19 protein-coding genes and 1 pseudogene are annotated in these 21523 nt (G+C 61.5%); 14 read left to right on the top strand and 6 right to left on the bottom strand.

Going from position 1 to position 21523, the window contains the following annotated elements:
* Positions 1–24: 24 nt before the first annotated feature.
* The 7 genes and pseudogenes from BH682_RS33655 (at position 25) to BH682_RS33625 (ending at position 9505) form a co-directional block, all read left to right on the top strand.
* Entirely contained in the window at positions 25–423 is a 399-nt protein-coding gene (locus tag BH682_RS33655; protein WP_075836329.1) for a hypothetical protein, read from the top strand.
* Positions 420–3493: pseudogene (locus BH682_RS33650) on the top strand (ATP-binding protein). The gene BH682_RS33655 and the pseudogene BH682_RS33650 overlap by 4 nt, the downstream one beginning before the upstream one ends.
* A complete protein-coding gene (locus tag BH682_RS33645; RefSeq protein ID WP_075836327.1) occupies positions 3490–5649 on the top strand; it encodes a hypothetical protein in 2160 nt (719 codons plus the stop codon). The pseudogene BH682_RS33650 and the gene BH682_RS33645 overlap by 4 nt, the downstream one beginning before the upstream one ends.
* Positions 5649–6482 carry a hypothetical protein gene (locus BH682_RS33640; RefSeq protein ID WP_075836325.1) on the top strand — a complete coding sequence of 278 codons (834 nt, stop codon included), beginning with the start codon at positions 5649–5651 and terminating at the stop codon, positions 6480–6482. Before BH682_RS33645 ends, BH682_RS33640 begins: the two co-directional genes overlap by 1 nt.
* Positions 6479–8089, top strand: coding sequence for a peptidoglycan DD-metalloendopeptidase family protein (locus BH682_RS33635; protein WP_075836323.1), 1611 nt, complete (start codon positions 6479–6481; stop codon positions 8087–8089). Before BH682_RS33640 ends, BH682_RS33635 begins: the two co-directional genes overlap by 4 nt.
* Before the next feature lie 220 nt (positions 8090–8309).
* Positions 8310–8894 carry a hypothetical protein gene (locus tag BH682_RS33630; protein ID WP_075836321.1) on the top strand — a complete coding sequence of 195 codons (585 nt, stop codon included), beginning with the start codon at positions 8310–8312 and terminating at the stop codon, positions 8892–8894.
* A gap of 14 nt (positions 8895–8908) precedes the next feature.
* Complete coding sequence (locus tag BH682_RS33625; protein ID WP_075836319.1) at positions 8909–9505, top strand: hypothetical protein; 597 nt, start codon at positions 8909–8911, stop codon at positions 9503–9505.
* A gap of 123 nt (positions 9506–9628) precedes the next feature.
* Here the strand turns inward: BH682_RS33625 and BH682_RS33620 are convergent, their stop codons facing one another.
* Positions 9629–10675: a DUF3068 domain-containing protein gene (locus BH682_RS33620; protein ID WP_075836317.1), complete on the bottom strand. Its 1047-nt coding sequence runs from the start codon at positions 10673–10675 to the stop codon at positions 9629–9631.
* Positions 10676–10833: 158 nt separating this feature from the next.
* On the opposite strand from BH682_RS33620, the gene BH682_RS33615 reads away from it, so the two are divergent.
* Genes BH682_RS33615 through BH682_RS33605 form a run of 3 tightly spaced genes read left to right on the top strand, consistent with a single transcriptional unit; the run spans position 10834 to position 13003 of the window.
* Positions 10834–11322: a hypothetical protein gene (locus BH682_RS33615; protein WP_075836315.1), complete on the top strand. Its 489-nt coding sequence runs from the start codon at positions 10834–10836 to the stop codon at positions 11320–11322.
* Complete coding sequence (locus BH682_RS33610) at positions 11319–12404, top strand: hypothetical protein (RefSeq protein ID WP_143542568.1); 1086 nt, start codon at positions 11319–11321, stop codon at positions 12402–12404. The genes BH682_RS33615 and BH682_RS33610 overlap by 4 nt, the downstream gene beginning before the upstream one ends.
* Positions 12401–13003 carry a phosphatase PAP2 family protein gene (locus tag BH682_RS33605; protein ID WP_075836311.1) on the top strand — a complete coding sequence of 201 codons (603 nt, stop codon included), beginning with the start codon at positions 12401–12403 and terminating at the stop codon, positions 13001–13003. Before BH682_RS33610 ends, BH682_RS33605 begins: the two co-directional genes overlap by 4 nt.
* Here the strand turns inward: BH682_RS33605 and BH682_RS33600 are convergent.
* Together BH682_RS33600 and BH682_RS33595 are read right to left on the bottom strand one after the other, a co-directional pair.
* On the bottom strand, positions 13000–13365 hold the full coding sequence (locus tag BH682_RS33600) for a helix-turn-helix domain-containing protein (RefSeq protein ID WP_075836309.1): 366 nt from the start codon (positions 13363–13365) through the stop codon (positions 13000–13002). The two genes, BH682_RS33605 and BH682_RS33600, sit on opposite strands and share 4 nt — an antisense overlap.
* A gap of 218 nt (positions 13366–13583) precedes the next feature.
* Positions 13584–14030 (bottom strand): helix-turn-helix domain-containing protein, encoded by a 447-nt coding sequence (locus BH682_RS33595; RefSeq protein WP_223304596.1) that lies wholly within the window; start codon positions 14028–14030, stop codon positions 13584–13586.
* A 1104-nt stretch (positions 14031–15134) separates the two neighbouring features.
* Between BH682_RS33595 and BH682_RS33585 the strand changes: the two genes are divergently transcribed.
* The 3 genes from BH682_RS33585 (at position 15135) to BH682_RS33575 (ending at position 17665) form a co-directional block, all read left to right on the top strand.
* Entirely contained in the window at positions 15135–15632 is a 498-nt protein-coding gene (locus BH682_RS33585; RefSeq protein ID WP_075836307.1) for a hypothetical protein, read from the top strand.
* Entirely contained in the window at positions 15629–15949 is a 321-nt protein-coding gene (locus tag BH682_RS33580; protein WP_075836305.1) for a hypothetical protein, read from the top strand. The genes BH682_RS33585 and BH682_RS33580 overlap by 4 nt, the downstream gene beginning before the upstream one ends.
* A gap of 429 nt (positions 15950–16378) precedes the next feature.
* On the top strand, positions 16379–17665 hold the full coding sequence (locus tag BH682_RS33575) for a hypothetical protein (protein ID WP_075836303.1): 1287 nt from the start codon (positions 16379–16381) through the stop codon (positions 17663–17665).
* A gap of 15 nt (positions 17666–17680) precedes the next feature.
* Here the strand turns inward: BH682_RS33575 and BH682_RS33570 are convergent, their stop codons facing one another.
* The gene (locus tag BH682_RS33570; protein ID WP_075836301.1) at positions 17681–17926 is read right to left on the bottom strand and encodes a hypothetical protein; all 246 of its coding nucleotides are present in this window, start codon (positions 17924–17926) and stop codon (positions 17681–17683) included.
* Between the two features lie 184 nt (positions 17927–18110).
* Positions 18111–18440: a recombinase family protein gene (locus tag BH682_RS33565; RefSeq protein WP_083954819.1), complete on the bottom strand. Its 330-nt coding sequence runs from the start codon at positions 18438–18440 to the stop codon at positions 18111–18113.
* 1819 nt (positions 18441–20259) lie between these two features.
* On the opposite strand from BH682_RS33565, the gene BH682_RS33560 reads away from it, so the two are divergent.
* Positions 20260–20631: a hypothetical protein gene (locus tag BH682_RS33560; RefSeq protein ID WP_075836299.1), complete on the top strand. Its 372-nt coding sequence runs from the start codon at positions 20260–20262 to the stop codon at positions 20629–20631.
* Positions 20632–20716: 85 nt separating this feature from the next.
* Here the strand turns inward: BH682_RS33560 and BH682_RS33555 are convergent, their stop codons facing one another.
* A complete protein-coding gene (locus BH682_RS33555; RefSeq protein WP_075836451.1) occupies positions 20717–21028 on the bottom strand; it encodes a MerR family transcriptional regulator in 312 nt (103 codons plus the stop codon).
* Positions 21029–21523 lie beyond the last annotated feature (495 nt).

The following is a 21523-nucleotide window of genomic DNA, read 5'->3' as shown; positions in this document are numbered from 1 at the left end:
CGCTACGAGCGAAGGAAGCCGACTGTGATTGACAACGACGATTTGCTGCACCGGGTGGATCAGCACTACCTCGGACCGACCGGGTTCACACTTCCGTTCCGGATTCACTATTCAGCACTTGGACTCGGAGCCGCACTGATGGTGATCGTCTTCGTCATCGTGCGCGGTGTCGTACACATTCCGCTGGGCTTCAACTCCCTCATCGTGATGATCGGGGTTGTCTTCGTCCTGACCTCGAAAGTGACCAAAGTCGTCAACGCCGATCGCCCGGTCCGATCCGTAATCCGGGCCGCGTGGAACGACCTGAACGCGCCGCGCCCTCCGAAGCCCGGGCAGACGGTCACGCTCCGTCTTTCCACCATCTCCCGCGCCACTGGTCGCACACCCGCCATCACGCCAATCGAAGGTGAGTCCCCCCGATGACTTTGCATTCTGATAACGAGATCGCCGCATTGTTCGATCCGAACTTCGACGAGCCCGAGCCGGCCATCGTTCCGCCGGGCGCGTTGCCGCCGTCCTGGGCGGCCGCTATGGCTGCGAACCGTGCGTCTACCATCCGGTCCGCGCCAGCTGCTGCCTCTGCTCCGGCACCCGTCCGGGAACTGGCATGGTCGCAGGCCCCGGAGATCGGCATCGCGACGCCTGAACCGATCTTCATGTCGACGTCTGAGGCGGAAGCGGAGCCGACCGGAAAAAGCAGCCGACGCGGGAAGAAACGCAACAAGAACACCCCTTCGGATGCGGAGTTCACCCGACAGCGCACTGCGGCGAAAAAACGTGCCGATGGGGAGCGCAAAGCGGTGCGTCTCGAACTGGTCGGAGTGGAGGGCAACGTCACTCGCACGCGCCACCAGTCAACGGCATGGTTCGTACAGTCGCCGGGTCCGTGGAACATGCGCCCAGTCGGCAAGCAGCGCCGCTACATTCAGAACGAGGGCATGGTGTTGGCGAACCTTGCCGAATCCGGCGTGAGCGGGATGCACCGCCGTCTCGTGCGCACTCCGTGGCCGGTGCGCCAGTGGGCGCAGAAGCATGACGCGTGGGCCGAACCGATTCCGGACGTACCCGGAGCACTGTCATGGGCGGATTACTTGCGCGGGCAGCAGCACGCAATGTTGTGGGGCAACCCCACGCAGAAGGGCCGTTACTGGGGCATCGAACTGCCGAAGCGCTCGGCAATGGCCCAGGGGCTCGACAGGCTCGGCCAATGGCTTGTTCCGGTGATCGACGTGCCGCTACTGGGCAAGATCGCTGAGCTTGTGGGCAAGTGGGCACGCAATTCGTTTCTGGGTGAGCAGAAGGCGATCGCCGATCACCTCGCCACGATCGAGCGGCATCTGTCCGGTGAAGGTGTCAACGCCAAGCCCGCGACCCCCGCCGAAATGGACTACCTACTTCTGCGCTCGGCGACTCTCGGACTGCCACTGGACGCAGAAGGGGTTATCTCCGGTGGGGGCGGCTGGGAAGAGTCCGACGTCGCGACGCTCGAAGACCTCACCAACCTCGAACTCACTCCCGGCGATGGCTACACGACCGTGCACGGTCAGGTTGGTGGCCGGAACTACACCGGCTACGCGATCGTCCTCACGGTCGGGCGTATGGCGCCCCTCCCAATTCCGGAGAAGATGCTGCCGTGGCAGGTGCTCGGCGATCCGTCCGGTGAGCCGCTGGAGTGGTCGGAACGGATCAAGCTCAAGACCAAAAGCCAAACCGTGCGGAACTTGCGACGGTTGACGTCGAAGATCGAGGCGCAGTTCGACCACTACACAATCGAGCACGACCAGGTTCCACCGCAGGAGCTTGCTGAGCAGCATGCGCTTGCACGGCAGGTCATCTCCGACATCGAGGAAGACCATTCCGGTTTGTCGGTGCGCACCGAGGGCTGGTACCGGGTTCTCATCGTCGGTTCGACGCCGAAAGAGGCCAAGGAAAAGGTCTCGATGTTGCAGGAGATGTACGCGCCCCGCATTCGCCTCGAACAAGAACACGGCCAGTACCAACTTCTGCGCGAGTTCATCCCTGGTGAGCCCCTGGCCAATATCGCGCACTGCCGGCGGATGAACGTCGAAGCCCTCTCCTCCGGTATGGCTGCGGTCGGTGACCGGATTGGTGACCGCACCGGCGTAGTGGTCGGTCAAACGGCGTCGATCGCGCCGCGGCCGGCCGTATGGGATCTGTTTGCAGCGCACGAGAAGAAGCACAAGTCCGGATTGACGCCGATCGTCGCCGTCCCCGGATCTGGCAAGACGTTCCTCGCCGGTGTACTCGTCTACCAAGCCGTGCGCGCCGGTGCCTACGGCGTCGTGCTCGACCCGTCCGGCCCGCTGAAAAAGCTCGCTCAATTGCCCGAGTTCCGCGGCATCGCCGAAGTGCAAGCGTTGACCGGTCGCACCTCGCGCCCCGGCTCGCTCAACCCGTACAGGGTGATCATCGACCCGCGCCGCGACGATCCGGAGTACGACCCGGCCAGCATCGACTACCAGGACGACCCCAACCCTCAAGCGGCAGCGCAGGGGCAATACGAGGCCGATATGCGTGCCGCGAACGCCGAACGAATCTCGGTGGCGGTCTCTGTTCTGAAGATGATGCTCACCCCTGCCCGCCTCGAACACGAGTGGACCGAGACCGTGCTTCAGAGCGCAGCGAACATGGTCGGCGGCGAACGGCACCACAACCTCCGCGAAGTTCTCGACGCCATCGAACGAATCGCAAAAGACGACGACAATGTCGATCTGCGGTCGTGCGCGAAGAGTCTGCATCAGGACCTGGCGATGATGTCCGATCTGGCAGAAGCCCGAGTGCTCTTCCCGGAGCGCGGTACCACCGGCGACGTCGACGACATCATCGACGACCGCATTCGCCTGACGGTCCTGACGATGCCCGGCCTGCAACTGCCACCGGAGGGCACAGACCCATCGCAGTGGACTCCACAGCAGCGCATGGCTGGCCCGCTGATGCACATGGCCGCATGGCTTGCGAACCGTCTCGTCTACGAACTGCCGCGTTACGAGCGCAAGGTGCTGTTCCTCGACGAGAACAAATACCTCGAGCAGACGGGTGCCGGCCGAACCCTGAACCTGCGGATCGCGCGTGACAGCCGTAAGTACAAGGTTCGCGCGCTGGTGTGCTCGCAGCTTCCCGACGATTACCCGGAGTCGATGGCACAGACGACAAATCAGCACTGACGTACGAGGTCATCATCGGCGATCTCGGCGGCAACGCACACGCGATCGAGGGTGCTCTGAAACTGCTGAACCTGCCCATCGGAGAAGGCTACGAGTCGCTACTTGCCAATCTCGGCGGCGGCGGCGAGGACACCCTCGACGAGGACACCAACACCGATCACTTGGACCAGGCACGCCGGTTCATCGTGAAGATGGCCGACGACATCGAACTGATTCGCAGCGACTGGACGCACTTCGTGCACCTGGCGCACGTGTTCGACGCCCTGGACTCGCGGGCCACCCGAGCAGCAATGGGACATGCGGTATGAGCCCGCCGAGAACCCGGAACACGCATTCCGGAAGATCCACAGACCCACGCCGTTTTGGGTGGCGTACAGGGCTTGTGGGGCGCGTTCTGGTGATACTGATGCTCGCCGCCGTCTCACAGATCGGCCTCGGCGGTGGTGTCGCGTCCGCCAGCGGATTCGACTGCAAGGACGTCCCGTCACCGGAGTTCCCGAACGAAGTGCTCGAGACCACCTTCGACTCAACAAGCGCCGAACGCTCCTCTTCCGGCGGTACCGGTTACGAAACGTACGGGTGGGCCGGGCTCAAATGGCACACCTACGACCTCGGCTGCGGCGAAGACCTCGTACGCGCACCCGGGGCAGTCGGCGACACCACCTTGGGCAACACCTTCCTGACTATCGGCAAGTCGATGGCTGCGGCGGCGTTCTGGCTCGACGACCAAACCACGACCGGACAAGCCGCGGCGGATGCCGGAGTCGAATCTGCCCTGGCAAATTTCGACAAGATCGTCTTCTCGATCAGCGAGGGCATGCGGGGCATCTACGGCCAGTGGTTAGGGATTGCGCTCGTCATCGTCAGCGCAATGATCCTGTGGAAGGCCCTGAACTCAGATTCTGCCGGGATCACCAAAATCACGGGGGTCGCTGCCGTCGGCTTGGCTCTCGGGGCACTGATGGTCGGTGCTCCACAGAAGGCCCTTCAGGTAGCCGACGACACCTTCGGTTCGCTGATCACTGAGACACAGGACCAGATTTTCTCGGTGCAATTCGGGGATGGGCCAGATGGCGGCACTCTGTCCGGAGGCAGCACAGATCCGCGAAACGTACTGGTGGACAAGATTTTCCTCCCGGACTGGCGTAAGGGCTGGTTCGGCACCAATTACGACCCCGAGGACAAAGCGAAACTCGGCCCGGATCTGCGAGATTCCTTGGCGTTCACGTACGAGCAGCAGCAGGAAGTGAAGGACGATCCGAAGGCGCAGGAGACCCTCGCTGAGGAAAAGGCCGACAAGTTCCGCACCATCGTCGACAAGTTGGACTCGGACTATCAGCTCTCCTACCGACAGTTCCAGGGCAAGGACTCCGGGCGCACGTCCACCGGCTTCATGAGCATGCTCAAACTGGGCATGCCGTCGCTGTTGTGGATCGGCGCATCCCTCCTGAAATTGGTAGCGCTGCTTTCGATCCGGTTCGCGGTCCTGTTCGCACCGGTCTGGATTCCCTTCGCGGTCGCGGCGCCAGGATGGCTGGCCCGAATCCTGCGGATGCTCGCCACTGCCTACATGTGGGGAGTAGCCGGCGCTGTCATCGTCGCCCTCTATCTGATGGCGCTGGTGCAGCTGTACGTCAATGCCAACGGCACGGTCGACGGGTCCTGGCGGCTGTGGTTCATGGTGCTGCTGACCGTCGTGTGCTGGGCCATCATGCGGCCGTTCAAACGCATGAGCCAGACGTTCAGTCAGAACAGCGCGACCATGGTCAACCGCAAGGCCCGCGGAGCAAAACAAGCGATCAAACGCAAGGCATTCACTGCCACCGCCAGCGTCGTTGGTAGTCCGGCGGCGGGTGGCGCCCTAGGCAAGCTCGCCGACAAGGCCGGTGAGCGCTGGGAACGCCGACACGGCAAAACCGGTGAGAGCGACGGCGAGACCTCGACCAGGCCCGAGGGCCGCGCACTCAACAATCGCAGGCAGCAGGCACTGACCCAGTCCCGCGCGGACGCCCGGAAAACGCAGGGCCAGAGCAGATCAGCTCGATTGGGCCAAGCAGGCGACGCAGCGGCTGAGCGCGATGCACGTATTGCGGGAATCTCAGCCGTGGCCAGTCACGACATGCCCCGAGGCAAGAGCGGAGTAGACGGTCAAGACACCGAGCGCGCAATCAAATCCGGCGCCAGCGCATGGAAGCTTCTCGACCAGGACGAGGCCAACAGCCAAGCCCAGGAACGCAAAGCGCGCAAGGAACTGCTGACCGCCAGCGTCGGACAGCGCTGGGACGGTGGGGACCGCTCCGCGATCGCGCCGATGAAGGTCTACACCCCTACCCGCGACAAGCACTCGACGAGCCAGTCCGCCGCGTCCACGCCCCACCGCTCACCAGCAAGTGAGGCACCGAACGCGAAAGTCTGGACCGCCGCTGCCCCGTCCGACACGACCACGAGGGACCGGTACATCTGATGTCTCAGTCCGGAACCAATCCCGTTCTCGCACCTATTCGTCGGTGGATGCTCTACTCACGCACCCACCTGGCGATCACTGTGGCCGGTGTCATGGTGCTCCTGTTCGCGTTAGGCACGGTGTTCGGAGAAGACCCGATGCCGCGTGCGACAGCTCAGGAGGCCGACAGCACCACCGAACCGGTCACGGCGGCAGAGGTGATCAACTACGACCTCGACGAGGTGAGTGAGTCTCTGGTCGTCGCCAAAACCGCAGCCTGGGTTGCATCGAACGCGCCGGCAACTGCAATGGCCTACGCGCACGCTTTCATCGACACCACCACATCAGATGTGAAGTGGTCCAACGCAATCGGTCGATACACCTCCACCAAGCCCGGAGAGTACGTCTTGGCTGCCCGACCACGAACTCCTGTGGTCATCACCGGCCCGACCGTCAGCACACTTACGGCCGCCCCTGACGGCGCGCGTACCGCTGAAGTGATTGTTCCGACGCAAGCCGGTGATATGCGGGTCTCGCTCGCTGTCGAAGAGACGAGCGGAGGGAAGCGGTGGGTGGTCGGAAGTCCTCTACCGACACTTGATCTGTCCAAGGTCGTAAAGATCGCCCCGCCGGCGCCCACAACCGCGCCAAAAAAATCGGCGACGTCAACGACCAGCGCGACCGAGACGACAGAGCCGCAGCCGTCCTCGTCGAGTGCGTCCACGCCCTCACCTGCACCGACCTTCGATCTCGACGAACCAGCAACCACTACGGCTCCCGGCATCACTCCGACACCCGTTCCAGGTCCGATTCCGATCCCAGACCTCGACACCCCGATTCCGGGTGGATTGTGAAGACCAGCAGCCTTCAGCGGGCACTTCTATTGGCCGGAGCAGCGTCCATCGTCATCGGCACTTCCGCGTGTTCCACTGGTGCACCGGTCATTCCACGGGATGCGTGCCGCAGCGCCACCTCGAACAGCGACAACGGTTCACGCGCGAGCAGCGACGACGTCACACAGCCGCCCGCTGGATTCGCGAAACTGGCTGTGGCCGGGCCCATCCAGATGCCAGTCAAACCCGGCACCGCCACATTCACCTCGGGATTCGGTGAGCGTTGGAACGCGCAGCACCGCGGCGTCGACTTGGCCGGCCCCGTCGGCACTCCGATCCTCGCCGCCCTCGACGGCAACGTTGTCGCGGCAGGATCGTCGGGAGAAGGTCCAGGTGTCGGTTTTGAGAACTGGGTGGTCATCGACTCGAACGTCGGAGGAAAACCCGTAAGCACCGTCTACGGCCACATGTTCGCCGACGGCGTCCTCGTCAAGACAGGCCAACAGGTCAAAGCCGGTGACCACATCGCCAACATCGGAAACGCCGGTTCGTCGACTGGTCCTCATCTGCACTTCGAGTATTGGGAAGGCGGCAAGATGCAGGGCGGAACCGCCCTTGACCCAGTTTCTGTTTTTCCGGACATCTCTCGCCAGAGCAGCGATGGGGGCAGCCCGGACATCGAGGTCAGCAGTAGCAGCAATGTGCAGCTCGTCGCAGCGCGATCGACTGCCGCCGACTGCGCCGGTTTCGGCATGGCCGGCGGCGGCGAGCTGGCATTCAACATCGTGCCGGCCGAATTCGAGCCGTGGCTTCGACGGGCCGGCAGTGTGTGCCCGGAAATCGACTCCCCTCTCTTGGCGGCACAGCTCCAGCAAGAGAACGGATTCCGCCACGGCGACAACGCCCCTGTATCGCTCAGCGGGGCGATGGGTCCAGCTCAATTCATGCCCGGAACGTGGGCAACTTGGGGCAAGGACCACGACGGCGACGGGAAGATCGACCCCAACTCGATCGGTGATGCGGTCATGTCGCAGGCAGAGTTCATGTGCGCTCTCCACCAAGACGTATCCGGCATTCCCGGCGATGCGATCGAGTTAACGCTCGCGGCCTACAACGCCGGTCCTGGAGCCGTTCAGCAGTACAACGGAATCCCTCCCTACGCCGAGACTCAGAACTACGTCGCCAAAATCACCGCGGCGCGCGCGACCTTCACCAACCCGAACTCTCGCGGCCGGTTCGTTCCTACCTCGACAGGCGGAAACATGCAGGCTGTGATGGCTGCGAGGGAGTACCTCGGAACTCCGTACGTGTGGGGCGGCGGCGGAACAGGAGGCCCGACAGGTGGAGGTTTCGACTGCTCAGGTTTGACGTCCTACGCGGTCTATGCGGCCAGCGCCGGCAAGGTTTCCCTCCCCCGGACCTCTGAACAGCAGTGGACCGTCGGAGTCGAGATCCCGATCGACCAAGCCCAGGCCGGAGACTTGGTCTTTGGAGGTTGGGAAGCAAACGGTCCGGGCCACGTGGGCATCTACGCCGGCGATGGGCAGATGATCCACGCGCCTACAACTGGTGATGTCGTCAAGGAAGCTCCACTTCAGTCAGGGATGAAGGCCCGACGCGTGATGTAGGGGACGTGCCGTCTACGCAGATCAAGTGCCATTTTTGGGCGAGTCTGAGGCGAGTTCCCCCTTTTTCCTCGCACAGGTGGCCACCAGACCGTCCTCTCCCCAGATCCGATCACTTGGGGCGGCGCGCAGTCATCGCACACGGCAGACACCCCTTCGGAACTTGGGGGACGTGTCATTTATCCTGCTAAACGGCCTAATCGAAGCAAGGGGGAAGAGCCAGATGAGAGCACGAACACTCGTTATCGTTGTGCTGGTAGTGGCAGTTGTCGCCTTCCTGACCTACTCGTTCATCTCCCGCAAAGACGTCGACGAAACCACGGCCGCCGCACCATCTGCGACCACGTCGACCCCCGCGAGTACCCCAACCGAAGTGCCGACCGACATCGAGCCCACCGAACCCCCAACCGAAGCTCAGACAGCAGAGGAAATCGCCCGCCAGGGACTGACCGTGGTATTCACCTGGTACCCGGCCACCGATACGACCCAGAACGACGCATACGGACGGGCCCAAGAGTGGCTGACCGACAAACTTGCGGCCCGCATGATCATCGACGCCCGCACCGATCGCGGCCCAGGTGTGCAGTGGGACAAGTGGGCGCAGCAGCAGGCGAAGGTCATCGCTGACGTCAGTGTCGAATGCTCAGGCTGCCCCCAGGACACGGACACGACCATCCAACGCGTGGCCACGATCAAGCAGACCGCGATTGCCGATAGCAGCACCGCTACGGTCAAACCTGACACCACGGTCTGGGTCACCCTCGTCAAAGAAGGCGACCGCTGGCTCATCGACGACATCCGCTACTGATCCCGGAGGACCCCTTGTACCGAAGAAGCGTCATCGCAGCTCTGATCACTGCTGGTCTCGCTGTCGGACTGTCGTCATGCGGTAGCGACGATCCACCGCCTGCCACTCGCTCCCCTGCTACCACCAGCGCACCCACAACGACCGTTTCCCCGTTCGGCGCCGAAGCCATCAGCGATCTCGGCGTCAAGATCGAACGGGACAACGCGGCAGCAGTCGTCGAAGTTGTGGAGTTGCGGGGCGGCACACCGGACCAGGCACTCGCGGCGCTACTCGCGAGCGAAGCTGAAACCGGTTGGACGTCGGGTCTTTCGATGGCCGCGCCGGCAACAGATATCCGCGACGTATTCGGGTGGCGCTTCAGATACAACATTGCAGCTGATTCCACAGATGCGGTCAGAGCCGCGACGGACACATTTATGGACAACGCCTCGACCATCTCGACCAACGCTGCTGATCCGGTTGCCTACGCTCTGGCTGTTCAGCATGCAGATCCTCGCGGGTACAACGAGAAGGAACACTTCTACAAGAACGGGGAGACCGCTAATTCGGAGTACACTGCGGCCCTCCCTAAAGCTCAGGCTGCCTACGAGGAACTTCGAGGAACGCAGTAACTAGATCCTGCAAGGGGACGTGTCGTTTAGTGAGGTAGACGGCACTTTTCGTGCCCTATTCGAGCGACAGGTACAAAAACGCCCGCCCGACTGGTCGGGGCGGGCGTTCGCAAAACCTGTGTGTCAGGAAAGCATTAGCTCGGCTTTTTCCGCTGCGGTCAGCTTCGGCTCGATCAAAAGGGGCGGGGTTTGACGGTGCCGCCCCGACGTCACACCGAGGTAGATGCCGCCGGCGAGAAAGAGAAGTCCCGCCACAGCCCCGAACGCCGGACCGTACACGGTCCCCCATTGGATGAGGTTCTTGTACTTGTTCGCGAATGCGACCTGCGCACTGAGTGTTTGTGGGTCGAAATTCGGTACCACGTCGATGATGGTGATTGCCTGCGGATCGTTGACATCCGTGCCGAGGTATTGGCGGTAATGCTGTTCGACCTGCACCACGGCTCCGGTGACCGGTTCGACCCAAAGGTCGCGGGTAATGCCGTAGAAGCGCTTCAGGGTCACCGGGGAAGTCCCGTCTCGACCCAAGTCTGATGCGGACACGGAAACCGTGCCGCCGATCAGGGTCGGTTCGATTTCCTGGTGAAACTGGTAGACCGGCAAGCCTTCGAGCTCCGCCTCATCTACGAAATCCAGGTCACGGCTCTCGCGCAACGTGGTGTCGAAGTAGGGGTAGGACTGCTTCTGAGTGTCGAAGGGGAGCTTGAACTGGTGACCCTCATGCGCCACGGGGTCCGCTGGTTTGTCGGACGACGACTGGATGGAGCCGACAGGCTCGGCGACAGCGCTCCCTGTGCGCCGGTCGACGGTGACAAGGTCGATGCTCGCATTGACGATCGCCGCTTGTCCGGACCGGTCGTCGCGTGTCATCTGCATTGCAGACTGCAAGGTCACGAGGTCCGCGTCGGACGGTTCCTGAACGGTGACAAGCTGATTGACCGTGATCGGTACATTCGCGTCGACAGTCAGCGTTCCTTTGGCGAGAGTTGCGGTGTCAAGTAACTCAGCCGTTCCGGTGGAGACAGTGGCTGCCTCGATGCTCAGCGGGATCTTCACGAGGTTGTCCGCGACGTAGGTGGGTGTAAGCGCACTGGCTGCCAGTAAGAAGGCTCCTGCCGCTATCAGGACACAAGCTGTACCGCGGCGGGATGGACGCAAGCTGATCGACATTGTGAAGACCCTAATGGGTCGCATGAATATGGCGGTACGACGTCAACCGGGGTCAAACCTCAGAAACGGCAGGGTGCACCCCGACTACGAAATTCGCAAACAGGACACTACCGTTACACGGTCGGCGACAGAGGGGCTGACGATAGGAGGATCGTGAAGTGGCAGATACGTCGACGGTGGCTCGCGCAGTTGACCGCCTGTTCCGCATAGCCGAAGGTGACGAATTGAGGTCGCTGACCGGTCTTGCCGAAGCACTCGCACGCCACCGAGGTCGCCCTCTGGTGATCCACGAGGGCCCCGATCTGCCGGATCGGATTTTCGGCCAATGGGTCCGACATCCGGACTACGACGAGGTGAAGTACGGAAGATGGGTCCACGCTCGTGAACGGACCATCGCCCATGAACTTGGCCATATCGTTTTGGGGCACGTCGGGAAGCCGGCAATCGAACTCGCGCGTGAGGTCCTGCCTCCGGAGCGCCACGACCTCGCCGCTCTGATGCTGCAACGCGATTGCGAAGACACGAAATCGCCGGAAGAAGCCGACGCGGAGGCGTTTGGCAACCTGCTGCTACACCGACTGAACGGGGGCAGCCGCATCAACCGGAGCCCTGGACTCAGGTCACGACTTGACGAGGCTTTCGGTTGATCACTGTATTGGCTGCGGCATTACTGGCTGTGGTGGCGGCAACCCGGTTGCACCGGTGGTGGTTTCGGCGTTCGTTGACTCTCGCAGGAGCCTTTCTCGGGCTTTCCTGCATGTCGATCCACATGCTTGTCAACATCCGGCCAGTGGAAGCGTTCGTCAGCAACATATTCGGAGAGAGCTTTCCCGCTGCACTCAAAATGTTGATGGTCTGCGGCATCTGCGCCGGCACCGCGATCGGGTTCACCGACGTGACGACGAGCAAGGTCGGTCTGCGCAAAAATCTCATTCGCACCCACATCACGCTGTCGCTCCTCACCAGCTCACTCGCTTTCATCTTCTTCTTCAGTCGCCCGTGGCCGGCGAACGTCGACAATCTCACTTTCGACAACGAGTACGCATTCCTTCCCGGCTTCGCCGAGGGCCTGATGTTGGGGATGACCTATCCATTCTTGGTGGCGCTGATGGTGACGGTCGTCGCTATTACCCAGGCAGATCGTCAGACCGTCACAGGGCGGGCACTACTCCTGGTCACCCCTGGCGCAGCAATCCTCACCGCCTACGCTGCGCTGCGGATCGGGTACCTCTTCGCCGCGCGCTACGGGTTCATGGAGCCGACGCCCACGCCCTTCGCGATCTCTCGATTGCTGGCACTATCTGGTGTTTTGTTTCTTGGGGCCGGAATGTCGCTTGCCCTGGCATTGAACTGGTTTCGTGCGAGGAACGCCCTCCAGCAGTTCACTCCTCTACGCGAGGAGCTGCTGATCCGGTGGCCGGGTGCCGAACGAGGCTCCAAGCCGGGCAGTAGTGCGTCAGAGCAAGTCAACGACAAGGCGGCCGAAGTGCTCGATGCGCTCAGCCTCGAGGTGGAGCAAAGCAATTTGCCGACTGGTACCCAGCTTCCTCCAGCAGTCGCAGCGTCGGCAATCGCAGACTGGCTCGTAACCGGACGAGTGGCTGACGGCTTGGGTTACAACAGTTTCTTCCCCGGCGCCGACACGACTGATACTGCATGGGCAGCGGCGCTGGGCAGCGCATATCAAATCACGATTGAGAACGAACGAAAGATGGTCGCAGGACAATGACAGACATCGACACCCGAGTCCCTCGCACCACGGCCGACAAAGCCGCACGCGTTATTACCGAAGTCGGGGCGCCGTGGATTCTTAATATCGTTGCGTCGATGATCATCGGTGTAGCTGTGGGCGCACCGGGCTGGGGAGTCTTCGTCGCCGTATTCGGCGGTGTCGTTCCAATGATCTTCATTCTGGTGGGTATGCGGCGGGCAAAGATCAGTGATCATCACGTCACAAGGATCAACGAACGCCACATGTTGATCGCATCATTGCTGGTTGTCACCCTGGGTGCACTGATAGTTCAGATCGTTGCTGATGCGCCGATCGAGATGATTGCGTTCTTGTCTTCGGGTCTGGCCGCGCTGGCTGTAGCTGCGGTCATCACAAGTGCTTTGCATTGGAAAGTCAGTGGCCATACCGGCGCTTCAGCTGCGATTGCAGTGGTCCTGGCCTTGTCGGTCTCGCCGTGGTGGATATTGGCGTTGACGTTTACGCCGATGATCGGATGGTCTCGGGTTCACCTTGGGGACCATACAAAGGGGCAGGTCATTGCTGGGGCAATCGCTGGGGCAATCGCAGCCGGTCTTACTTACATCGTGATCGCTTAGGCGTCGTCGTCGTCTCGGTTGGCCAACTTGCGGAATGGATCGTAGGTCCGAGCTGCGATGTTTCCATCTGCTGAGTCACGCAGCCCTTGAATCCACTCAATCGTTTGCTTGACCTCTTCGTAGGTTTCTTCGTCTCCGAAGTAGTCCATCGGGACCTTGAAAACCCGACAGATGTCTCGAACTACCTCCACGCCCGGTGATGTGCGCTTCCCGCTGAGCAGTTGAGACATGTACCCGGTGGTCATCTTGCTACCACTGAAGCGGAGTATGTCGACGATTTCTGTCTGTGTGTACGGCCCACGACTTCGTGGGTGAACATTGTCGAAGAGGTACCGGAGCCGTTCAGCAAAAGTGGTGCTCATCAATCTGCCCAACCTTTCAGTCTTGTGTCGCGTTGATCTGTCGAACCCATTAACTCATCTCACTGAGGTCTATCCTCGCAATCGCGCAAAACGTTAGCAACTTGCGATTGAAAGCTTGCCGCCATACGCTGACCACCATCGGGATGGAGTTCGAATGAGAGAGGCTCGCAGTGGGACAGCAAACGAACTGCGCGGAGACGCCGGAGGGCTTGTCTGCTTTACGCCGGAGTTCCTGGCGGTCGATTCCGAACACGTTCGTAGCTCGCACGGAGCTCACTTTCCGGAATATCCAGTGCGGCGGCAAGCTTCTGCGCGAAATTATCGGTCAGCCTGGAGTCGCCTCGTTCGATCGCTCCAACCATCGACGTACTGATGCCGGCCTTTGCGCCCAACTCCGGTTGCGTCAGCCCCTGAAGGACACGCCAGTCTCCCGGGTAACGATCTTCCGGCTTGATGTCGACGAGGTCGGAAACTGTAGCACCGAGAGCCTGGACGACACGCATAAGGACGTCGATCTGAGGGGACTGGCCGCCGGATTCCCACTTGTGGATGGTTTGCAAGGACACATCGGCGATCCGGCCGAGGTCGGGACGAGAAAGACCGTGGGCAGTGCGAAGCTCGACCAGGCGCGCGGGCTCGAAGCCACGCAGCACACGTCGACTCACGCTCACCCTTTTCATCGCACTGCCTGCAGATTCACTAGACACCATGCCCTCCCGCTATTAACATTCGCACATAACTTAAGAATGTAAGTTAGGTTTAAACGTGATAATGACGTTCGCGTACACGGAACGAACAAAAAAGGGGGAAGGAATGAACTGATGTAACTGGTCCCCTGACTGTTTAGCCACAGTCAGGGGACCATCCAGCCGCCGACCGTTTAGCCACAGTCGGATAGCCGCGGGACTGGTGGGTTAGCCGCCCAACAATCCCCATGCAGATATGTGAGGACCTGCAATGAACACGTTAGATGGCGCTAGGGCCGTTCGCCTAGCCGATGCTCATTCCCATGGCCCGAAAGGCAAAATCGACGGTCACGATCGCGTGGCCAGCGGACCTTTCCGTGAAACTCTCGCCAAACATCTTCCAAACGCCGACGGCAAGACTTGTGTGGTCTGTGACTTCACCTACACCCCAACCCTCCCGCTATGCCCGTCCGTCGCTACTGCTCTGCGCGAGCTGTCCCTCGGCGACGCCCGGTCCCATACCCCGAAGTCGCCTCTCTCCGGGTACACGACCGTAAAACTGCGCGCGATGGCGAGCAAGCACACCGGCGAGGGCCGGTGCCAGCGCTGCGGATTCATCTACTCCGCTCAGATGCGGAAGTGCCCATCATCGCGCCGCATCACCGCAGAACTCGAAAGCCGCGGCAGCTCGCCTGCGACCCAGCCCCGGCCAGATCAAGGTTTGTGCGCAGGAAAGGGCATGGGTTGGACCGTCAGCGGGCACCAATCAGCACCGTGGAAGCGGGCGATTGCAGCATGCTCGGTATGCCCGCTACTTGCCCAGTGCACAGTAGAACTCGAGAACAGACTCGCTGTTGGGAAAACAGTTCGCGAGCAGATTCAAGCTGGCCGACTCTTCACCCTCTCCGGCAGGGAGATTCCGACCGCAAAGATCGAAGAGTTCGCCGTTGCTCGGGGCCGGACGAAGAATGCGAAGAGACAAACCCGGAAGCAAAAACCCGCGCCCCCGATAACAGCCCCCACTGCTGTTCCAGCGCTACCCGCCCAGAAATCGCAGCTCTCACTATTCGAAGTAGCGGCAGCATGACGGGCCGCTGGCCTTTCGCACTACTCGACTCACTCGCGCAAGGCATCGTCGAAGCCCCGGCCAGCGACTCCCATCTAGCGGCCGATCGGTGGGCTTGGTTCGCCGACCTCTACGCCGATCGGACGTGGGGACTGGTGGCTGTCATTCCCGAGTTCCCTCGGATCGCCGCCGACCAGGCGGCAATGGCATGCCGTGCTACAGCGATGCAAGCGGCCACGCTCGAACAGTGGTCTGCACTCGAAACCCTCTCCGCCGCAGGCCTTGCCACAGCCGATACCCACAGCTTGAGGATGGCGTGGAACGCGCTCAGTGACACCTGCGTTGATGCGCGCGATCACCTTGCGGGAAATGACTTCGGTGGACTTGAAACCGTGCTCGGTGCCCTCGAAGCTCTTCTCCATCGGCATCCCGAGACGATCGCAGCGACCTTCATCAGCGACGCGTGCGCAGCGTGGGACCGCCAGATCGAATCACGAGATCGGAAGGCAGCATGAACCATCAGATTGCAGCGGACCGCGAAGGACACACGTGGGTAATCCTCAGCATCGGCAACACCCTGAAAGTCCATCGCCTGAGCGGTACCGCACCCGTAGCTGTGATGGATCTCGCCGAACTGGTCGACATGTACGGACCGCTGATCCTCTCCCCCACCCACCCTGCGGTTGCCGACGAGTTCGCGTCGATCATCGACACGGTCGACCTGGTCGCATCCGACCCGGAGACCGCCTCGGTCGAGCAGATTCGCATTGTCGCGTCCGTGCTTCGGGGAATCCTCGATCGCCACACGAGTGCGACTGCGAGTGAGCGATGACATTTCTGATTCTCACTGTGGTTCTTGGGCTGGCAGGCGTTGTCGGAGCACTGTTTTCGCTGTCTGAGGCTCACTCATGACGATGCAATGCACCATCCCCGGAAAGGTGCTTGAGCTGCCCCGATGGCTGAATCCGGCTCCGCGTGGCTCCCCGAAAAAGGTGCTTGCGCGTGCTGTGATGTGGGGTGGCTATGTCCATCTACCGAAAGGCTTTTCACGCACCACTAAGTACGCGCATGTGAACGACCTCGATATCTAACTCCATAGCCGCAGTACCACCCCAGATACGACGAAACCCCCTTGCGGGGGTTTGTGAAACAAAGTTCGTCGAGCTAAACGAGAGCCCCTGGCAGGGCTCCGGTCGTAACTGGTGAAGAAGAAGTTTGGCGCTTCGACTTCGGTACTGCATATCCCCGAAGGGACAAAACCGTGCAGGTCTTGTCTCAGGGTAGCTCACACCCTGAACCAGGCACAACAGTTCACAAAAACAGCGCTTTCGGCGCGTCGGATACCGACGCTGCCGCCACGAGTGCTGCCGGACCCACGACAGAAGACACCGATGCATGGGCCACAGCAGTACGTGTGGCCACCGAAAACGTCGCCCGCATCGAAGCGCTGAACGCTGAAAGTGGGCAGCGAGGAAACTCCTGGGCTCTACCGGTAGCCACTGGCAAGAACGCCCGAACCCCCATCTGGTCCGGTCGCACCCAATGGCAACACCAAGTCCGCACACTCCTCAACTCCCCCACCGGCACCGAACTCTGCAAGAAAAACACCATCAGCACCGAAGCAGCATTCGCTGTCGCCGTCATCCACGCCTCCCTGGCAGAGGGAAAGACCGGGCGCGGCGTCACCGCCTCACGCGAGAGGATCGCCAACCGCGCCGGCGTCAGCGTCACTGTCGTCAAACGAGCCAGACGCGTCCTGGGCGCCCTCGGCATGGCCGTCGAACAAGAACGAGGCCGCTACCTCACCACACTCGAATCGATGGCCGCCGAGGCGCACCACGGCCATCGGCAGTTCCGGGCAGCATCCGTGTGGGCCCTGATCTCGCCCCGCACCGCGGTCGCTGCCATCACCGCGCCCTTCAAGACGTCCAGAAAACCCTCTCGCGCAACACTTCGCAGCGCCGCATACCGCGCCCGCACAGCCTCCCGATCTTCTCCACACCCGAGTGGCCGTGGCCCCCTATCCCCCTCTGGGGGATTTGTTCTTCTATCTCTTGTTTTCAAGTTCTCACCAACGCACGCGCAAGCGCGAGCGGGCAAGCCGAAGAACGCACAAAGAACCAACCCACGTCCAATCGAGTTGCAACGCACCGCAGCCCAACTGATCGCCCACATCCCGGCACTGAAAACGGTCAGGCACATCGGCCAGATCTGCGACGTCCTCGACCAAGCCGGCATCGACACCACCCGATGGACGGGTCGCGACATTGCCCGCGAACTCACCAGAGACACCCAATCTCGGGGTTGGGTCTGGCCCGCACAGCTCACACGACCGACTGCGTTCCTGCGCTGGCGACTGGCACAGATCGACTGGTCACAACCTTCCCCGGCAGAACGTGCCCGTGACAACGATCGAACTCGTCTAGCCGAACAAGCAACACGTCGGCACGAGACGCACGAGCGGGATTCACACATCGCTCACGCTCACACTCGCGCCGAAATCATGCAACACCTGAGGGAACAGCTCTCGACGAGAACGCCCGCATGAGCTACGAGCTATCCATCAGTCGGCGGCCGCAAGATCTTCGTCGTCGGCAAAGATCAGCCTTCCGTCATCCAAGGCGATGGCCCACCGATGTACCGGGGCCCAATCGCGTCCCACGGACTCCGAATCGATGACCATGTCCGCATAATCCTCGATCACCACACCGGTACATGCCACGCCGCCGCTGCCGGGACCAGGCACCATAACCGTGACCCGAGAGCCAACAGCCAACGCGCTATTGGATTTGTCGTTCTGTTCGTTCATCCTCGGATTCTCCCCCGACCACACCTACTCGCGCGCACCATCCGTCACGAACTCGCGACGGATAGGACTGGTATTGAGGGGTGCGCGTAGTGAAGTGGTTCTATATCTGGTCTCAGTCGGGCAGCACCGCCGAAGCCAACCTTTCCGCTTTCGAGGGGCGGCACGATCAGCATCGACCCCGAGGTCAGTCGGAGCGCGCTGCTGCAACAGTCACGGTGGCGGTGTGGCTCCTGTGGATGCCCTGCTCGAGGACTTTCAATCCGATTCCGCGGTCGCGCAGGTCAGCACCGAGGGTGATCCGGTGCAGCACCGAGCGTCCCAGCCGGTCCAGGCGGGCGATGACCAGGATGTCACCGCTACGCAGCCACGCCAGGACCGTATCAAGTTGTGAGCGTGAGGCTTTCGCGCCGCCCGCGCGGTCGGTGTGGATGTTCTCGGTGTCCATAGCTGCCCGCACCACGGCGTCGACCTGATGGGCTGGATTCTGATCTGCGCCCGAAACCCGGCGCAACATCTGACGAAAATAGCCTCCTTTCAAGGTTTTCGACAGATTGCGGTGCATTCACAAGGCCACCGTTCGAGACCTCACACACCGAGCTCGGTGACATCGCAGCACAATCTTTCGGGGACCTCTCGCCCACCAACACGGAGCTGTCCCGGACTATCACTCTCGCCGAGGGTGCAGTGCCTCGTTCATGCTCTCCACCCCACGCGCATGCGCCGAAAGCTCCGCCCGAGCCGACCGCATCGTGGCACCCCGGCCACGCGAACCGGGCTCCGGCACCTCGGAGTCCTCATTCGAGCTCGATACCGCGGCGCCGTGGCCCCGTTGAGCGTTGTCGGATTCCTCTCGATCCGCCCGCATGCGGAGCAAAGATTCTGATTTCGGGGTATTTCTCATCGGAACATTCTCCCAGAACGGCCGCCGCGGCCTGCAACCTGCGAGCAGCACCGCAGACGACCAGCCGTTTCCCCGGTCACCGATACCCCCGCCACTCACTGGAAAATATCTACAGCCGTTGGGGTAGACATTCTCAGATGGGTGTTGTATCTTTTCTCTCGTAAGCGAAGAATGAAGCAACAAAGCGCGGGAGAGATGAACTGCCCGCAAGCAGTACCGCAGGGCAGGGTAGCGCCGAGACCGAAAAGTTGATGTTTGTGTGTGGTCTCGGCAGCCCCTTTCAGAGCGGCTCCCGGACGTCACCACGAGTCCGGAAGCTCGAAAGAGTGCAGTTGTGTAATGGAAGTTCAACCCAGACCCCCGGCGGCCTCTACGGCGCCGGGGGTCCCGTCCATTGGCCGGTAGAAGGCATCCTATTCGGGCAGAAACTCCCGCCAGCACGATCAACGCACTGCCCGGAAAAACTCGACGACGACTACCCAGCCCCATCTGCGACTCGCCGGACCGATAGTGATCCGGCGATGCTCGTCCAACCGCGGTTGCGCCCAAGCACCTCCGCAATCACGACTTTGAGGCCGGAGTGTAGATCGGAATTCCCCGTCGGGTCCGGTGACAGAAGAACGTCGAGTCAGCAAATCCCGTCACCGTAACCAGCACGTCGAGGCAGTATCGAGCTTCGAGGGAGACGACGGCGCGGACCTTCACCGTCGTTCCTGCGCCCTCCAGGCTCGCAGTTTTGCCAGATACCCCGTCGCGGATCTGACCATCATGTGATTTCCTGAGGTCCCTTGGCCGGCAACAACATTGCCCGGACATAGCCCTGGCACGCAGACCGGTCCCCGGCGCGACGGGGGGTCGCTGCGCCGGGGACCATGGGGGGTGGAACTGACTTACACAATTGCACTCTCGCGAGCTACCGCACTCGTGGTGACGTCCGGGAGCCGCCTATATAGGGTCTTCCGAGCCGAATACCTATCGAACAACACACTTTTCGGTCTCGGTACAGCCCTGACTACGGTACTGCGTGCGGGCAGTTCATCTCTCCCACACTTCTTGATTCGTTCCTCGCTACGACACAAAAGATACAACACCCTTGTTAGAATGTCTACCCTCATCGCTGTAGATATTTTCCAGTGAGCGCAGAGGTATATCTGACCAGAAAAAACGTGCCGACCACACGGAAGGAGAAGCTGTCCCACAACCGGCACGGGGTGTCGCGCAGCGAAAAACCCCAAAGTTCGATCTCTGCTGCACTTTCTCCTGCTCGCAACTCCCCCGACACGAGCACATCCCCTACACATGGTTGGATAGATCGTTCATCGCCGCCCCCGCCCGGACCCGATCGCCTGCGGTTCCCCGGTCTGGCGCGGCGACAGACCTCAAGACTCGGCCGCGCCATGCCGCAGCCGCCGACAAACAGATGAGGACGGCCATGCCCCTGAGAGGGAAATACTCGGAAAAATACAACGACGCGCTGATCGCACTGGCCGCGGCGTCCCAGCGGCCGGCGAACATCGTCAATCTCGCCGGGGAATACGCCATTCGCGTCGATCTCGAGTACAACCGCTACGTCGTCGCCACCAACACACCCCAGGGACTCTCCGACGAACCCGATGCCAACGGCTCGTGGCTGGTTCGTATCTTTCAATCCGGCAACGACGACGCACCGCACGAACTCCTCACCGAAGCCACCGATCAATGGCTCATCGACGCCTTCGATTCCGCCCTCGAACACCTCGAAGCCGACGGAAACAAAATCGAAGCGGACGTAGACTTCGGCGACATCGGGCGGTCCGAGAGGTAACCCGCATCAGTCCGGCCCGCGGAAAGGATCGTTCCTCATCTACTTCCGGGAGAACCCGACACAGCTGATCGCGGCGGTGCGGTGATCATCCTCGCCCCTCGGCGGATTCGCTCAACTGGGCAACCCGCGCCGCCAGAATCGAGTTTTCGGCTTCGAGTGAGAGAATCAATCGAACACCGTTGAGGTTGACGCCGGCGTCGAGCAACGCGGTGATCCGGCCCAAAGTATCCAGATCCGCTTCGCTGTACCTGCGAGTACCCCCACCTGTCCGCACCGGCGTCAACAACCCCCGCCGCTCGTACAGTCGAAGCGTCTGCGGCCCCACCCCGGAGAGCTCCGCCATCACCGAAATCCCGTACACCCCGCTCCGTGAACGTGCCCCTAGCTCCTCTGTCATGGCCACTCCTTCGAGGATCGTCATCTGGTCACGCGCCTCCAGAGCTCATATGAAGTGAAACAATCTCATCCCCACGATACAGATTTCCTACATCCAAGCGGCCAGGACAATTTCTACGGCGCCCGGGACAGGTACGAGATCCGAACTCTCACACCTCGGGCGCTCCCTCCGGCCGCCACAGCACCGCACCAGGGCAGTACAACATGCGACACACACGCCAAGCCCTGCGTGCGACCTGCATTTTCGTAAAGCCGGGTAGCCGCAGTAGTGATCGACCCAGTGCTCGTCGCCGCGTCGATCGGATCCTCACGAAAACTGCCACAGTCCCCGCGGCGCGGACTCCCGGCACCGCCCCCTTCCGATGCCGCCCTCACGGACTACTGTCGACACGTTTTTCCTGGTCAGATATACCTCTGCGCTCACTGGAAAATATCTACAGCGATGGGGGTAGACATTCTGAAAAGGGTGTTGTATCTTTTGTGTCGTAGCGAGGAA

Source organism: Rhodococcus sp. YL-1, from assembly GCF_001942025.1.
Lineage (GTDB): Bacteria > Actinomycetota > Actinomycetes > Mycobacteriales > Mycobacteriaceae > Rhodococcus_F > Rhodococcus_F qingshengii.
The sequence above is the reverse complement of the archived record's forward strand: the minus strand, read 5'-3'. Positions and strand labels throughout refer to the sequence as shown.

Coding starts and splice junctions, on each gene's coding strand:
- BH682_RS33555 (WP_075836451.1), bottom strand. CDS start 21,028: ATGACAGAGGAGCTAGGGGCACGTTCACGGAGCGGGGTGTACGGGATT.
- BH682_RS33585 (WP_075836307.1), top strand. CDS start 15,135: ATGACGGGCCGCTGGCCTTTCGCACTACTCGACTCACTCGCGCAAGGC.
- BH682_RS33600 (WP_075836309.1), bottom strand. CDS start 13,365: ATGAGCACCACTTTTGCTGAACGGCTCCGGTACCTCTTCGACAATGTT.
- BH682_RS33620 (WP_075836317.1), bottom strand. CDS start 10,675: ATGTCGATCAGCTTGCGTCCATCCCGCCGCGGTACAGCTTGTGTCCTG.
- BH682_RS33645 (WP_075836327.1), top strand. CDS start 3,490: ATGAGCCCGCCGAGAACCCGGAACACGCATTCCGGAAGATCCACAGAC.
- BH682_RS33630 (WP_075836321.1), top strand. CDS start 8,310: ATGAGAGCACGAACACTCGTTATCGTTGTGCTGGTAGTGGCAGTTGTC.
- BH682_RS33640 (WP_075836325.1), top strand. CDS start 5,649: ATGTCTCAGTCCGGAACCAATCCCGTTCTCGCACCTATTCGTCGGTGG.
- BH682_RS33570 (WP_075836301.1), bottom strand. CDS start 17,926: ATGAACGAACAGAACGACAAATCCAATAGCGCGTTGGCTGTTGGCTCT.
- BH682_RS33580 (WP_075836305.1), top strand. CDS start 15,629: ATGAACCATCAGATTGCAGCGGACCGCGAAGGACACACGTGGGTAATC.
- BH682_RS33565 (WP_083954819.1), bottom strand. CDS start 18,440: ATGTTGCGCCGGGTTTCGGGCGCAGATCAGAATCCAGCCCATCAGGTC.
- BH682_RS33605 (WP_075836311.1), top strand. CDS start 12,401: ATGACAGACATCGACACCCGAGTCCCTCGCACCACGGCCGACAAAGCC.
- BH682_RS33560 (WP_075836299.1), top strand. CDS start 20,260: ATGCCCCTGAGAGGGAAATACTCGGAAAAATACAACGACGCGCTGATC.